Source organism: Symbiobacterium sp. (genome assembly GCF_040797425.1).
Classification (GTDB): Bacteria; Bacillota; Sulfobacillia; order Symbiobacteriales; family Symbiobacteriaceae; genus Symbiobacterium.
In genome coordinates this window covers 1-15,389 of record NZ_JBFNEH010000041.1, presented here as the reverse complement: position 1 = coordinate 15,389, position 15,389 = coordinate 1, and the positions used below count along the sequence as shown (strand labels likewise).

The 15,389-nt window shown below is 67.4% G+C and carries 9 protein-coding genes; all 9 read right to left on the bottom strand.

The genetic code is table 11. From position 1 onward, the window contains the following. Positions 1-87 precede the first annotated feature (87 nt). Positions 88-1,275, bottom strand: a complete 1,188-nt coding sequence (locus AB2385_RS12790; protein WP_367655402.1) for a S1C family serine protease — start codon at positions 1,273-1,275, stop codon at positions 88-90. Positions 1,276-1,533: 258 nt separating this feature from the next. Then, positions 1,534-2,472 (bottom strand): dual specificity protein phosphatase family protein, encoded by a 939-nt coding sequence (locus tag AB2385_RS12785; RefSeq protein WP_367655401.1) that lies wholly within the window; start codon positions 2,470-2,472, stop codon positions 1,534-1,536. 173 nt (positions 2,473-2,645) lie between these two features. Then, the gene (locus AB2385_RS12780) at positions 2,646-2,915 is read right to left on the bottom strand and encodes a DUF2399 domain-containing protein (RefSeq protein ID WP_367655400.1); all 270 of its coding nucleotides are present in this window, start codon (positions 2,913-2,915) and stop codon (positions 2,646-2,648) included. Positions 2,916-3,055: 140 nt separating this feature from the next. Next, a complete protein-coding gene (locus tag AB2385_RS12775) occupies positions 3,056-4,306 on the bottom strand; it encodes a hypothetical protein (protein ID WP_367655399.1) in 1,251 nt (416 codons plus the stop codon). Next, on the bottom strand, positions 4,303-9,648 hold the full coding sequence (locus AB2385_RS12770; protein ID WP_367655398.1) for an AAA family ATPase: 5,346 nt from the start codon (positions 9,646-9,648) through the stop codon (positions 4,303-4,305). The genes AB2385_RS12775 and AB2385_RS12770 overlap by 4 nt, the downstream gene beginning before the upstream one ends. A 512-nt stretch (positions 9,649-10,160) precedes the next feature. Then, a complete protein-coding gene (locus AB2385_RS12765) occupies positions 10,161-12,305 on the bottom strand; it encodes an ATP-binding protein (RefSeq protein WP_367655397.1) in 2,145 nt (714 codons plus the stop codon). Next, positions 12,302-13,453, bottom strand: a complete 1,152-nt coding sequence (locus AB2385_RS12760) for a hypothetical protein (protein ID WP_367655396.1) — start codon at positions 13,451-13,453, stop codon at positions 12,302-12,304. Before AB2385_RS12760 ends, AB2385_RS12765 begins: the two co-directional genes overlap by 4 nt. Before the next feature lie 4 nt (positions 13,454-13,457). Next, a complete protein-coding gene (locus AB2385_RS12755) occupies positions 13,458-14,552 on the bottom strand; it encodes a DNA methyltransferase (protein WP_367655395.1) in 1,095 nt (364 codons plus the stop codon). 123 nt (positions 14,553-14,675) lie between these two features. After that, positions 14,676-15,107 (bottom strand): hypothetical protein, encoded by a 432-nt coding sequence (locus tag AB2385_RS12750; RefSeq protein ID WP_367655394.1) that lies wholly within the window; start codon positions 15,105-15,107, stop codon positions 14,676-14,678. Positions 15,108-15,389: the final 282 nt, after the last annotated feature.

The following is a 15,389-nucleotide window of genomic DNA, read 5'->3' as shown; positions in this document are numbered from 1 at the left end:
CACGGTCCCGTGCCCCAGTCGCCCTCGCAGGCGGTCTCTCCAGGGGCGCACCGCCCCTGTGCCCTTTTTCCGGGGGCGCGCCACGGATCAGAAAGCCCCTTCCCAGTCGTACAGGTCCCGGCTCATGAACCGGCGGACCGGTTTGGTCTGCGTGGCGGCCACGCCGTACACGACTTCCCCGCCCTCGATGCGCCGCGATCCGCGGCGGAACGTCACCGTGAAGCGGCCCTGCCAGGGGATCAGGGTGTCCACCAGGCGGCGCATGTCAGCCAGGGTCCGCACAGGCTGGCCGTTGATGGCCACAATCTCGTCGCCCACCCGAACCCCCGCGCTGGCCGGTGGTCCGATGGGATCCAGGGCCACCACGGTCAGCCCGGCATCGGCGTTCGCACCCTCAGTGGCGGCGAGGCTCTCCGCGACCACGACCCCGAAGTACGCCCGGGACTGCGACTCCCGCTTGTTGATCGCCAGGGCCTGGAGCAACGCTTCCGTGGAGATGGCGAACGACAGCCCCTCCACCTCCACGTCGGCGACCTTGGTGGTCACCAGCCCCACCATCTCGCCGTTCCGGTTGAGGAGGGGGCCACCGCTGTTTCCGGGGTTGACGGCCGCGTCGGTCTGGATGAACGAGTAGCCGCTGTTGCTGATGGACCGCCCGAGCCCGCTGACGATGCCCACGGAGACGGAGTTGCGGTACCCGAGGGGGTTGCCGATCACCACCACGGGATCGCCGATGCTGAGCTTGGTGGAATCGCCCCAACGAACCGGCTCAGGGAGGTTATCGCCCCTGACGAGCACCGTGGCCCAGTCCAGGTCGACGTCGTAGGCCCAGAGCTGCCCCTCCAGCACCCGCCCGTCGTCGAAGAGGACCAGGATGACGGTAGCGCCTTCCACCACGTGCCGGTTGGTCAGCACCTGCACGCCGGAGCCACCGGGATCCTTGAAGGCGACGACGCCGGTGCCCCTGCGGTACGCCGCCCGCCCCCACTGGTCGGCCGCCTGCACCAGGAGACCCACCACCGACGGGCGGACCTGGTTGTAGACGGCGTTCACGGGCAGCTGCGCTGCGGTCACCGCTCCGACCTCCTGCAGGAGCCTGTCGATGGTCGCCTCAGCCTCACGGAGCCGCGCTTCGAGCTGCGCAACCCGCTCCTCCAGGGCCTGCACCTGCGCGGCCGCGGTCTCCTCGGCCGCGGCGACAGGCGCGATGCCGGACAGCGTCAGGACGGATGCCAACACGACCGCCACCGTCCGCCGTGCCCAAGTCGTGATCACGCGAACTTCCCTCCCTTACGCATAAATGCAGCTACCTTTCTGACGCAGAACTTCACCACGTTGTTGTCCGGTCTTGCATCCGTTTGGACGCGAAGTAAGGCCAGGTGGGGCTGATCCCCACGCTGGCCGCCAGGCCCCGCCGGGCGGGGCAGATTCACGCCGGGGCCTCACGGACAGCGGGCACGCGCCACCGGGTGACCGCCGGTGTGCGGTCCGCAGCACGCGCCGGTGCTACCACCATCCCTCCGTTGCGCATGGTCAACGGTGGCCGTGGCGGTCGCTCGATCCCCCACCGGTCCATTCCCGCAGTCCGCGCTCCTGGTCAGGCCACAGGCGGAACTTCGGGCGCCGGCGCTGGAGCTGCGCCAGCACGGCCTGCCAGGGCTCACCGCTCCGCCGGGCCACATACGCTGTCAGAACACAAGCAGTGCGCTCCATGCCACCCCGGCAGTGAACGTAGACCCGTTCTCCCCGACCATGTTCGACCGACGCCAGGAAATCACAGGCTGCTTCGAACTGCTCGGGGCTGGGGGAGAACCCATCGCGGACGGGCAAGTGCAGCCGCTTCAGCCCCATGCTGGCGATGGCATCCAGCGCCTCGGCCCCGAACTTCGGCGGGGTCCATTCCTTTTCTTCGCGCAGATCGAGGATATGCGTCACACCCAGCGCTACGAGGAGCTTCACGTCCAGCGCCGTGAGCGGGTTGCGGCCGGCCAGGAGCCAGTCCTCAATCCAGCTGAACTCGAAGCGGGGCAGATCTGCGCTGCTCGTGTACACCCGTCGGTGCCTCTGGGCCGGCCAGCAGTCGGCGGTCACGTCGCCGCCATCTGCCAGCCGGGCCCACTCCCCGAGCATATCCAGCCGCATCCGGCGGGCGGCGCTGTACGTGACCAGCGCAGCGGAGACGCTGTCCAGCGTGTGCAGGGTTTCATCCACTTCACCTGCCCGGACCTGGTCCCTGGCGCTCGCCACCACGGACTGCAGCCGGTTGAGCCAGTCGATCAACGCTTCCTCTGCCGAATGCAGCGTCGTCTGCGGGGGCCGGCGGAGGTCCTCGGGGCCGCCGTGGAGCGCGTGCAGTTCCAGGGCCAGCACGTGAGACAGCCCGGAGGTAGGTGCGGCGCTTAGCAGCGTGTCCGTGAGCGTCTCGTAGGCCCACAGCACGGTCTGGATTGCCTGGAGTCTGTCGAGTTGCAAGAGGAGTACCTCCTCAAGATAGCGGACATCTAGTCGCAACGGGCCTACTGGTCGAACAGCGGGGCAGCCCCACGTGCGTCACGGTAGAAGGTGGGAGGCACAAGGCCTGGTGCGACGGGACGGGGACGAGGCCGCAGGGGCGTCGCCGCCATAGCCGGAGCCATCAGGCGCGCTTACCCCAGCACATCCTCCAGTAACCTGTCCACCAACTGCTCCTGGTAGGCTGTCACCCCGCCCGCGGCAACGGCCCGGGCCGTAGGCGCCATGGGCCCCGTGACGGCCATCAGGGCCTCCCGGTCCTGCGGCGAGAGGGGCTTCCCACTAGGACTTCTGGCCACCAGCCGGTAGGCATCGGGTGCGAAGCTCCAGGGAACGAAGCGCTCCCCGTAGCGCGCAGCCAGCCCGGCGGCGATGACAATGCCGTTTCGGTCGCGCTCTTCCATGTAGCCAGGACCGGTGCGAGCGGAAACTAGTGTCGTCCCGTGCTGGTCGAGGCAGGATATGTCGTTCCTCACCATACCTGTAATACTGGTCGGGTATGTTTGGCAGCACGCCTTACGATTCGTATAACTGCGGTGCTGTGTCAGCGCAACCGCTCCAGTTGCTGGACCACACGGAACAGGCGGGCGACGTCGGAGCGGCTGATCGGGGTATAGTGCGCCAGGCAGTTTCGGTAGTGGCGCAACTCCTGCACCATGGCAGATACTTCCATGTGCTGTGGGATGCGAAGGGCGGGGCTGCGAAGTACCCGACTCATGTGGTTGAACTCGCTCAGGGGCTGGTCGGGCGTCCCGCTGATCTCGTAGCTGTTCTGCGGATCGGCAAGGTTCACCCAGCCGGGGCCGTGGTATCGGGTCAGGTAATGGCAGAGCGACTGGCGCAGAGCGTCCAGCACCGGCATCAGGGCCTGCACCTGGCCGCGCCAGACCCGGTGCTCGATCACGTCCCTGCGGCCCAACATAGCCGCGGCAGCAGACTGCAGCTCAAGGCCGTACTCGACCGTATGTGTGAGCGCCCCGACTTGCCATAGTGGCTCGAAGTCTGCCGGCACATCGGCGTACTCCCGCAGGCGGGCGGCGTGGGGCAGGTCGCAGAGTTGCGCCGCCCGCCGATCCATCAGCGCCCTGCTGGTCCAGCCCCGCATCTCCCCGTAGGCAACCAGGTGCTCCCACAGCTCCTCCCCGTCCAGGTCGGGCTTGTCGAGGAGCCAGTCCAGCAGGAGCGGGTCGCCCGCCGCCACAGACGCGTACACATACTCGTTCCAGACCCGGCTGTCCAGATCAGGTCCGGCCTGTTCCCGTGCGAGAGTCTGGAGCTCCAACTGGGATGCCCAACGCCAGAATCGCCGCACCCTGAGCCGAACCTCGGGTGACACCGGACGGCAGAGCTTGGAGGCCACCGGCACCAGCAGCGCCTTCGAAGCGCCCATGGCCCCTGCCGCGTGGCTCCACTGCACCATGAAGTCGAGCCACCGCGCCTGTTCCTGCTCCGGGAGTTGCTCCAGGTCGCACAGAATCAACACATCCGGGGTGCCCTCTGCGTCAACCAGGAGTTCCGGCGTCCAGATGCAGCCGGCGCGGGGCGGCTCCAGGTCCAGCCAATCCGCCAGCAAGGATGCCAGCGGCCGTGGCTGCGCGTCCAGGCTGCCCAGGCTGAAGTCCACCGCCCTCATTTCCCAGCGGGCGCACTCGTGGCGAACCAGCAGCTCCATCTGATCACGCATTTCAGGACTCGGGAAGAGCCACACGACGGAGCAGCCCTGGCGAAGGTCGTCGACCACGTCTCTGGCAGCGGCCGTGAAGCTCGTCAAGTCGCTGAGGACCGCACTTGTCATAGGCCCATGGCCACCCTGACCACCGGGTCACACACAACCCGCTCGCCTTCCCGCCTGAGCACCCCCAGCCGCTGCAGGATGAGGACGTCGCGGGCCACTGCCGCCTCGGGGGGCGAGCCCGGAATCAGGTCGGCCGTGATCTCGCCATAGTCGCCTGGCTCCAGTGCCACCACCATTCGGCAGATGTCCCGGCCCAGTGCGACGTGGTCTACGCCCACGTCCTCCATAAACTGCCGCGCCAGCTCAACCTGCTGCTCCAGCTCGCTCCGGAGGCTCCGGCAGACCGGCCGGGGATCAACGTTCTCGAGACTCCCTTCCGGCAGGCGGCGCATCATCTCTTCGACCAGTATCGGCCAGCCGCCGGTGGCCGCCGTCACCTCGTCGATGACCGCCTGGTTGACGATCATCCCGTGGTGCTCGAGGCAGTGACGGATCATTTCTCGCGGCCACGGGGAACACACCGCCACGCTGGTCTGCGCCGCCTCCACGTCGATTAGGGACCGGTCCCGGCACCAGCGAGCCGTCTCCTCGGCGTTAAACGAGACCACGCAGTGCAGGGTTCTCTGCCGCGACCGCCGGCGATCGAGCAGCGACCTGATCTGTGCGAGGGTGTCTCGCGGAGAGTCGGCGCAGTGGAAAAGGTGGGTCGCCGTTATGTGGATGATGTACCGCCCGCTCTTGGCGCGACTGAGGTTGCTGTCGAGGAACGCCCGGAACCCGTTGATGGAGAGGCACTCCGGCGGTGGGGTGAGCACCGCGCCCTCGGCCTGAGCACCGGCCGGGCCGCGCACGACCCGCTCCAGCGCCTCTACCAGGCGGCGGCGCCCCTGGGCGTCTGAACAGAACACCAGATGCACGCCGGTCTGCCACTTGCCCAGCTCCGCCTCCTGCTCCAGGGTGAGCGGGCTCCACGCTTCGCGTCCATCGGGCAGCTTCATGCGCACCTTGCGCGGGTCGAACTCCTGTTTCGGCTCGGACTCGGCCAACTGCGCCATGCGCTCCAGGATCTCGGTCTGCGAGCCGAGCATTCGTACCACATTGGCATTGCGCAGGCGGAAGGTGCCGGAGTCCAGCTTGACCAGCACGCCCAGGCCGACCAGTTCCCGGAGGAGCGAGGCGGCCTCTTCGGTGGTCATGCGGTCGAAACCCTTGGGCCACCAGGACCGCGCCAGTTCCAGGGCTTCCCTGACGGTGAAGTGCCGGCGGAAGCCGTCGCGGTCGCCGGACTGCTCCAGGATCATGCTGTAGACGAGCCCCTCGTACCTCGGGTCCAGGCCGACCGTCCAGACGAACCGCTCGCTGATGAACTGGCGCACACTGGGCTGGCGGGCTAGGTCCTCGATCATCTTGACGGTGATCCGGTACGGCGGCCGGAACGACCGACGGTTGCGGACCAGCTCGCCGCAGATGTGCTGGATGAGGGCCGGGTGGTAGTTGGTGATGGCGAAGATGCGGTAGATGGCCCGCTCGCTCTCCTCCGAGAACACGAACCCCAGCATCTGCATCGGCTCGACAATCAGCGTCCGGGCGTCGGCTGGCTCCAGGGGGCCGATCCCGATCGGGTTCAGATGCGCGAACGGGTGGTTCGGTATGGCACAGTAACGCTGGACGCTGTGCAGGCCTGAGAAGACCACCTTGAACCGGCGGTCAGTCTGATCCATCAGCTTCTTGAGCTCGTGGAGTTCGTCAAACTGTTGCTTGGCATCGGCTTCGAGGAAGCTGTCCGCCTCGTCCAACAACACCAGTACCCGGGCCTCGGGGTTTTTCTCGAAGTACTTGATCAACTCGGCCGAAAGGTTCTCGCGCCGGTCCAGCACCTTCGAGTCGACCAGTTTCTGGGCGACCGCCCAGGCCCGGAGCTGGCGCCAGACCTCCGAGGTGTCCTGCACCTTCCCCAGGTTGCGGATGTCGTCGTAGTAGACGAACTGCTTGCGTTCCGGCCGGTGGTAATCCCGTTCAATTGCCCGGAGGATGGCCGACTTGCCCAGCTGCCTGCCGCCATAGATGATCACGCTGCCTCGAGGATCAGCCAGCTCGCGGATGATCGACTTGCGCCCGACGAACATCTCGGGAGGCACCAGGCCGCCCGCCACCGGGGTGTAGGGGTTCGCGTAACCCCAGGGCAGCGAGTACGCGACGGCGTGGCGGAGGCGGTTTTCCCGGATCCCGGCCAGCCAGTAGAGCAAGGTCTCATCCACCAGGAGGACGGTCAGCTCGTGCTTCTTGCAGTACGCCCCCCATTCTTCCCGCTGCTTGAACGAGAGCCGCCCGAGGAACAGGATGATGGGGCAACGCGTCATCGTGTGGGTCTCCTGCACAATCTGGCCCAGTCGTTCGGCGTTGGGCCGCTCCCAGACGAAGAGCACGTCGTAAATGCCGTTGCGCTGTGATCCGAAGTGGGGCAGAGGCGAGGCACCCGCATCGGTCGTGTGAACCTCGTAATGCCAGTACGAGGGGGCCATCGCCCTGCGCGCCACCTCTGACGGGCGCTGGAAGCCGAGGTAGGTCATGATGTCTTTCACATACTTCTCGTGCTCCCTGTCCAGCTTCGGGGAAGGTCCCGCCTTGAAGTGGCGGAAGCCGTCGAGCGCCTCAGCGATCTCCACCTTCCGGGCGCCCGGCACGTTGGTCTGGTCCAGCACGCCCGGGATCCCCTTGGCCGCCGCAAGCTGATCTCGCACGCGGGTCCGCCGGCCGCGGTCGTCTTCCTCCAGCTTCTGCGTCAGGCCCTCGATGGCGTTGCGGAACCGGTCGAACCTGTCGGGCGGGAGCTTGCTGAGGTGAACGTCCTCCTCGTCCTCGTACCCGAACTGCAGGGTCCGTTCCACCAGCGACATGTACTCGTCGGCCAGGGCCAGGTCGCCCCGGTCCAACGCCTCCACCGCGCTGCTCCGGTAGCGTTCGGCGGCCTCCCTGGTCTGTCCCTCAGCCCGTTCGATGTCCTTGCTCAGTTCGTCGATCCGCTCCCGGAGGGCGTTGATGCGCACCTCGCGCAGGTGGTTGAGTTCCTGTTCGACCCGGTCGCACTCCCCGAACAGTTCAGAACAGCGCTGGTTCTCGTCGAGCTGCGATTCCACCGAGAGAAGGCGGCCCTCAAAGTCCGCCCGCTCAGCGTCAGTCACCACGTGCAGGACCGTGCTCAACTCCAGGTCCCGCCGCAGGTTCTCCACCCGCTCCCTCAGAAGCCCGACCGTCTCCAGGAACTGTTGCTCCACCCGGGCACGCAACTGGGCGTCTCCGGCCAGTTCCTCCTCCTCCAGCAGGAGGCGGGCCGCCAGGAAGTCCCGCGCCTGTACCTGGCGCTCGAGGGCTTCCCGCATCGTGACCCGCTCGCTGAGCACGCTTGCAAGCGCCTGGACCTGCCGGTCGTCCAGCTTATCGGGGACGCCTCCCTGGGACGTGACCGGGGAGGGCACCAGCAGCAAAAGCGGACGGCGGAGCAGCGCCGACAGCGGCACCTGCGCCGCCTCGCCGAGCTGTTCGCCGGGACCGGGAAGGATCACCGTGCGTGCCAACGCGCCGGCCTCTGCCCAGAGGAGGCGGGCGAGGCACGCGGTCTTCGGCTCCGCCATCAGGGAGGCAGGCGGCCCCGACTGGCACTCGTTCCAGACGCTCCGGAAGGCTTCACGAAACGCGGCGATCTGCGACTCACGCCAGCCTTTCTGCTCCAGTTCGGGCTCACGCACCAAGTCCGACCAGGCCGAGAGCACGTCCCGGATCCCATGCAGCCGCGAGAAGATCGTCTCCAGCGGTTTCCCGACGATGTGCGGCGCCGACGGTCCCCGCAGGTCCCTTACCGTTTCGGCGATCAGCCAGTCCATGGTGTCCTGACTGGACAGGTACTCATCCAGCACTCGCCTGACCAGACCGTACGCCTTCCGGTCATCATTCACGACTGCGTTCACAGCTCGGCCCAGCAGGTGGTCTGCGCTCACCATCGCGTGGAGGGCATCTGTAGCCAGGGCGTACGTCAACCGTGCACCGCGCTGCTGTGTGAGCCACTCCTCAGCCTCCTGCCGGAGCCGGCTCAGTTCGGCGCGCCGCTGCTCCTGCGACCGCCCTTCGGCAATCGCCTCCGGCCCCAGGGCGATGCCGCAAGTAGCGAAATCGAGGACGGGCTTGAGGAAGGGAACATACCGGGCCAGCGAAGACGAGTCCTGGAGCCAGCCCAGCGCCCCGGTCTCAGGCGCCTTCAGGGCGGGGCCTATGGACGCGACGGCCGTCAGAAGCTCAGCCTGCGTGCGAGTGAGCCCGACTGACTGGGCCTCCGCAACGGGGTCGGCGTGCTCGAAAATGATCGCGGCCAGCGAACTGCTTGCGTCGTCGCCGGAAACCCGGACGTGGCGGGCAAGGAGGCACGCCTTCAGCAGCCAGGATGGCACGTCAGCACTGCCGTGGGCCAGCCAGTAGGCCGTGGCGAGGTCGCCAGCCTCAATGCAGTTCCATAGCCACCGTTGCGAATCAGGAGCCGCCGGTTCACTTTCCGCCCTGTGCCCGAGCCGTGCACCCACCGCCGGGAGATCCGCGGCTGCAGAGCCGCCCCCTTCATCCGGTTCGGTCCCCGGCGCTGCCTCGGGTTTATCCGGCTCCGCGTGTTCGGCCGCAACACCCAACCCGGTCACTGCTTCGTTCTCATGGGACGGCTCCGAACCGGACTCGGCCGGGTGCTCGGGACCCACTTCCGGTTCGGTCGCCGGCTCCGGCGCCGCCTCCCCGCGGGAGACCGCCTTATCCGGTGCGGCCTCAGGCTCGGGCCCCGTCGTCGCCTCCGATTCGGGCCCGGCCTCCTGCTCCGGTGCGGCCTCCGGGCCGGCGGCCCCGGGCGCAGGTTCTTCCCGAAGTGCGCTGACCTCGATCCGGGCCGCACTGAGAAGGGTCAACACCTGCTCACTTGACTCCGCGATGCCAGACTCTACCGTGACGAGCCTCTCCCGAATGGTGCGCAACTCCTTGCCGGTGGCCGCGGCCGCCTGCCGCTCACGCAGGGCCCGGTGCTCCTGGAACAGGCTGCCGAGCCCTTCCAGTAGCGCGCGCACCTGATTCGCCTGGTCACGGCCGGGCATGTACACCGCAACCGCCGCCGACCACGGCTCTGGCCATTCAATCTCGTGGAAGCTCAGGTCGTCGGCAAAAACCGCGGCAAACTCGGACAGGTACTTGGCCACGTTCGTCGTGCGCTGCCACTCGGCCCTCTGCTCGGCCTTCTCCCGCGTCAAGGCCTGGAGGTCCAGCATCACCTGCTCCAAGTCCTGCCAAGCGGGATCGAGCGCGTCCAGCGCCTGAAGCTTTTCGAGTAATACTTTCATTTCTCGGACCAGTTGCGTACCTTCGAGTACGGTCATCTCCCATCCCCCTGTCCGCAAGGGCCCGAACTCTTGCCAGTTTTGAATGACGGCTCATTAAAATCGATTCACCGTGTTGGAGAACATTACCTCTTGAGATAAGCGTAAAGCATCGTCACGCACAGCCGGACCGGCAAGCCGCGCACAACGCCGCGAACATCGACCGTCCGTCAATTCCTCCTGCCCTGATCCATTCGTGCTCACACGGCAGTCACCCTCAGGGCGACCGGTGTCTTACCTCACCCCCCTACAGGATAGTCGCCCCCTGTGACACCATGCTGTCACAGACGCCAGCGCTCACCAAATCCTTGCCTTGCCGTCCGCCCGACTGCGCAGGCAGCTGCTCCGGCCCGCGACCCGCAACACCCCGCTCCCCTACACCTACGGTCCTCCGGGGACCTGCCGACCCCCGTGTGCCGGAGTTTTCGCTTGGCGCCGGTCGGGTGCGCTACCGGGCTTCCTCCCTATGCACAGATGCCGCGTGCTCGGGGGATGGAGCCGGGACACTGCGACTAGCGGTCAGCGGCATCGGAACCCGCCCGGCCTGAGACGACGACCCAAGTCACCTTGCGGGTGCCGTCCTTCGTCAACCGCTTCTCCGTCTTCCAGTTCTTGTTCTTCGGCCCAAAGGTCTCCGTTAGAAACGTTTGCACGTTATGATAGGCCCGGTCGTCCCGGTCATTCCACTCGACGGGGAGGTGCTCCTTGATCTTCCCAGCAAGGACCCCCCAGGGCACCCCAGTTGTACGCAACTGTTCCATGAGTTCTTCATCGGCGCGCACCTGGACGAAAGCGCGGGCCAGCGGCTCCCTCAGGCTGTCTGCCGAAGACTCCCCGGCTTCCGGTCCAGCGGCATCACCCCCTCTGCCTGTCACGCTTGCCGCCCGCGCCGCGGCCGCCTCCGCACCGGGCCGGAGGACGGCGGCATAGGTGACCCGCAGCTCCTGGGCAAAGGTCTGCACCGGCCCCCGGGTCCCGTCCGGATCCAGGACCTGATACCGCTCCTCGAAGCTGAAGACCCGCACCGGCACCGGGTAGGGCTTGCCGCCGCTGCTGCTCCAGAAGACGCAGTGGCCGGGAATGGGCTCGTTGAGAAGCGAGGCGAGCAGGTCGTCGCTGAAATGGCTGTTGGCCTTCTTCAGGGCCACCAGATCAGCGGCGGAGATGAGGTGGAAGACGAACCAGTTGTCGCCCTGGCTCAGGATCTCGGTGGCGATGGAGCCCGGCTGCTGGGTGATCATCACCGCGCCCAGGTCGTACTTGCGCCCCTCCTTTACCCAGGCGATGTAGGGTTCTGCACTGGCGCCGCCGCTGGGGCCGAGCACCGACTGGGCCTCCTCGATGATGGCAATGGTGGGGATGGTGTCGGGTTCCGCCCGGGTGAACTGCTCCTGGTTGTGCTGGAAGATGTGGTTCAGAATCAGCCCCGAGAGCACCAGGGCGGAGTGGCCCCGGAGCTGCGACACGTCCACCACGCAGATACAGCCGCGCTTCAAGGCCGTGAGGAGCATGTCCAGCATCTGGCTGGACCGGTCGTGCAGCATCTTCACGATGGTGGTCATGTTGGCCCGGGCGGCCAGCGCTTCGGCTTCCTGCCCTTCCTCGAGGCCGAGCAAGTTCTTCACCAAATCCAGGTCGGTGAAGTTGCCGTCCTCGTCAATCGCGTCCACCAACTGCGCCCAGGCGGCATCGTTAAGCCCCTTCAGCTTGCGAACGTTCTGCTGGTCCTGCTTCTCGGGCGAGAGGGCGATGGAGATCACATCGGCCGGCCGCAGCCGTCGGATGTCCAGCTTGATACCCCCGGCCACGAAGGAAGCGTAGAACGGGCTCGGGGCTTCCCGGTTGGTGAAGACCACGATGCGGTCCTGCAAGTGGGGCACGTCGCAGAGGCCGGGGCGGTTCTTGTCGTCGGGCCAGAAGTACTCGCCGTCGGGGTCGAAGATGACGGTGCCCACCGGCACCTGCCGGCCGCCCCGCTTGGTCACGGTGGGCGTCTCCTCGTAGAGGCCGGCGAAGAGCAGCTTGTTCAGGTTCGACTTGCCGAAGCCCGCCCGGGCGAAGACGAAGGTGCGACGGGAGACCAGCTGGTGGATGGGAAAGCGCGGCACCACCGTCGGCTCCACCACCCGCATCCAGTCCAGGGGCCTGAGGCGCGGGTCGCCGCCGGCGTAGATGAACTCGCCCAGGGCGAAGTAGCCCAGCTCGGCCCCGGGCATGTTGTGGCCCGCCACCTCCCGGAGGAGGTCCGGCGACAGGAAGGCCACCCGGCTGCCCAGGTGGGGCAGGCGCCGGTGGGACGGGGCGAAGACGATCTTGCCGCCGGTCTCGCGGAGCACCCCCAGCACCCGGATGTTCACCCGGTACTTCAGGTACTGCTCCCGCAGCTCCTCAGGGATCTCCCGCTCGCCGGCCACCACCCGGAGGCCGTAATCCTCCCCCTGGCCCTGGGCGAGCCGCCCGTCGGCCGACATGGAGGTGATGCGCCCCAGCACGGCCTCGTTCTGGTCCTCCAGCTGCACGAGGAGGAACTGGCCGTGCATGGGGATGGACTGGAACTCGCTCCGGTAGGGCAGCACCAGGTCGGCGTGGAACTCCAGGCCGCCCTGGCTGAAGCCGCGGAAGATGCCCACCACCTGGTCACGCGGAAACAGCGTCATCCGTATCTCTCCCCCGTCACGTCGGCCCGGAGCCGGTAGGCGTCCAGCAGGGGCTGCTTCCCGTCGGGGAGCAGCCTGCGTATGGCCTCCAGGACCTGGTCCTGCAGGATCTGCCAGTCGAAGTCGGCCAGCTGCGCGTGCTCGTGCGCCCGCTGGAGGCAGAGCGGATAGTAGGGGATGGGGAAGCCGTCGCGGGCGTCGGCGAGCAGGTGGCCGAGGATCTCGTCGGTCCGGTCCCGCTGCGCCGAGAAGATATCCACCGCCCAGATCGGGTCGCCAGAGTGCGGCCCGAACCGGACGAAGAACATGTCGCCCGCCACGAACTTGGGGGCCTCCCCCTCCTCGGTCTCGGCGCCCCGGGCCCATTCCTGCCACTTGTAGGCCTTCAGCTCCATCTCCCGGGGCACGGGTACGTAGCGGGCGTCGCCGCTGGGGAAGATCTCCTCGATGGCCATGGCCAGGCCGTAGCGAGTGAGCACCTGGCTGTGCTTGGCGATACCCACCAGGTAGATGCGGCGGCGGTCCTCCCGCCAGACCCGCTCGATGGCCACCTCCATCCGCTCCCGCATGCGGATGAAGCGCTCGCCGCGGAAGATCTTGGAGCGGAGCAGGCCGTCCCGCACGATGAGGGTGTCGGTGGCGAAGGTCTGGTAGCAGATGCGCTCGTAGAGCACCGCCCACTCGCAGAGGTCGCGGTAGACCTGCACCCAGGAGGGGCTCACCGTCTCGGGCCGTTCACGCACGCGCCGGCCGTCGGGGATCATGTGGCTGAGCTCGGAAAGACTGCGCGCCCCGAGGTCGGCCATCAGCCGGCCGAGGGCGGTGCGGGGCTCACCGGACGGGGTGAAGTGGCGCTCCAGCAGGGAGTCGGGGTCGGTGGTGGGCGAGACCACGTCCACCAGCAGCTCCTTGCCGTAGGAGTCCACCACCCGGACCACCTGCACGTAGAAGGGGTCGAAGACGAGCTTGTTGTTGCCGCCGTCGCTGGCCACCAGCGAGATGGCGGTGGAGGAGCGCGGCCGCACCACCCGCACGTGGCCGGCCAGCTGCCGCACCTCCCGGCGCAGGTCGTCCAGGAGGGCGCGGTCGGCCTCAGCGCGGCGGATGATCTGCTCCTTCAGACCGGGGAGCGCGTCCGGGTGCAGCACGGTCTCACTCCTCCAGTAGGGCCACGAGGTCGATCTCCTCGATGGCCGGGCGGGTCTGCTCGAACTGGGCCGCCTGGCGGCGGTGACGCGGCGGTACGCCGGCGCCCGTGACCGCCACGATGCGCCAGGGCGCGCCGGAGAGCGCCAGGGTCTCCGCCATCACCTGGCGGGGGTCGCAGGGCAGGGTGGGGAGGCAGCCGAAACGGACGACCAGCCGAGCCCCCGGACGGCAGCGGGCGGCGACGCTCCGCCAGACGGCCGCCAGGTCCCGCTGGTACTCGCCCTGCAGGTGGCTCACCTGCCCCTCGTGGATGTAGCGGACGGTGGGCTCGCCCCCCAGGAACCAGAGCCGGAGCCACTGGTCGGACTGGTAGGAGCGCATGCCGAAGTAGGGCGGCGAGGTGACCACCCAGCGGTACCCGCCGTCCACGGCGGGGATGGCGCCCGGCTCCCGGCTGTCGGCCAGGAGGATGCGCCCCGGGACCGGCGGGGGCAGGGCGGCGAAGCTGTACCGGGCCCGGCGGGCGATGACGTCCAGCACGTCCACCGCCGGGGGCGCCATGCCCCGGCGCGTCCAGAAGCGGACGGCGGGCTCGGGCTTGGTGGCGTACGTGCGGGGCATCTGATTCGAAAGGTAGGAAGGCGCCCGCTTGGTGCGGGGGCCGTGGAGGATGCCGAGGATCAGTCCCCTGAGGGCGACCCGGGCGGGGGAGTCGCAGGCGCGCAGCAGCGCCTCCCGCAGCCGGCAGAGGTCGGCCAGAGTGCGGGGGTGGAAGGCGAGGTCCCAGAAGGGTCCCGCCGGCACGTCGGCCGGCTCGGGTCCGGCGAGGATGCGCTCCGCCTCGGCGACCAGCTCGTCGGGGGTGACCTGGACCAGCTTCGCCCGGGCGATGGCCACCGCCACGGGGCTGGCGTCGATGCCGACAGTGGGGAGGCCGCGGAGGCGGGCGGCGAAGTTGGTGGTGCCCCGGCCGCAGAAGGGGTCGAGCACCCACTCGCCCGGCCGGGCCTGGGCCAGGTGGTGGGTGGGGAAGTCGAGGGGGAACATTGTGAAATAGGGGCACAGGGCGTTGAGTCGGATGTGGGCGGGGGTGGGCATGGTGGGTGCCTCCGGTGTTGCGATAGGAGTGCGTTTTCGATTGTGCGAGAATTCGGCGGGTGGAAGGGGAATACCTGCAACAAGAAAGCCCCGCCGGGGCGGGGTAGAGGGATCCGGAAAAGGTTAGAGTTCTCGCGCGAGCTCCATGCAGGGCAAGGCTGCATTTAGGACGGACAGTACCCACAACTGCTCGCCGGGGTCTAGTACGATCATTCCGAGCGGGCAGGTGTGGGGTGAAAAGGATCTAGTGGATGCTGACTCTGCCATGATCTGAGCCAGTTTTGGATGGACAGCAGCGAGTTGGCTTGCGGCGACAAGCAAGCCCAGCCGCTCTCTTTCGGCCCTGACTTGCTCGACGCTCAACTCGAGCTCTTCCCAGCTGACGTCGAGCCCTGAAATCAGTAGTTTGTCCCCTTCGCACCTGGCAACCCACGGTTCTCCGTGCTCGTTGACATAATACCAGACCTGATGGTCCGTTTGGTCACCGATGGCCCATGCAGGCGGGTTCTTCGTCCTGTTAGCAACTGGGAGCCGAATAGTCATCTCCCGATCCATCTAGATCCTCCCCTTCTTCTGTTGTGGTTACCGCAAAGTCGAACACGCAGTTTTTCGAGGAGGTGGTCCCTAGAAAGCCCAGGAGGACCGGCACTGACGGGGACTGGGCAGCCCCTACCACAGTATCAGCCAGCCGTGGCGGTTCCATCCGATGTGTCGGCTGGGAAAAGGAAAAGCCGGTAGGGCCCGGAGCTTCGGTCATGCGCTCGAATTCGACCTGACCTCTGGCTAGGAGCCTGTCCGGGTAACCGCACGTGAGATAGGGGCAGACTCCCAATGATT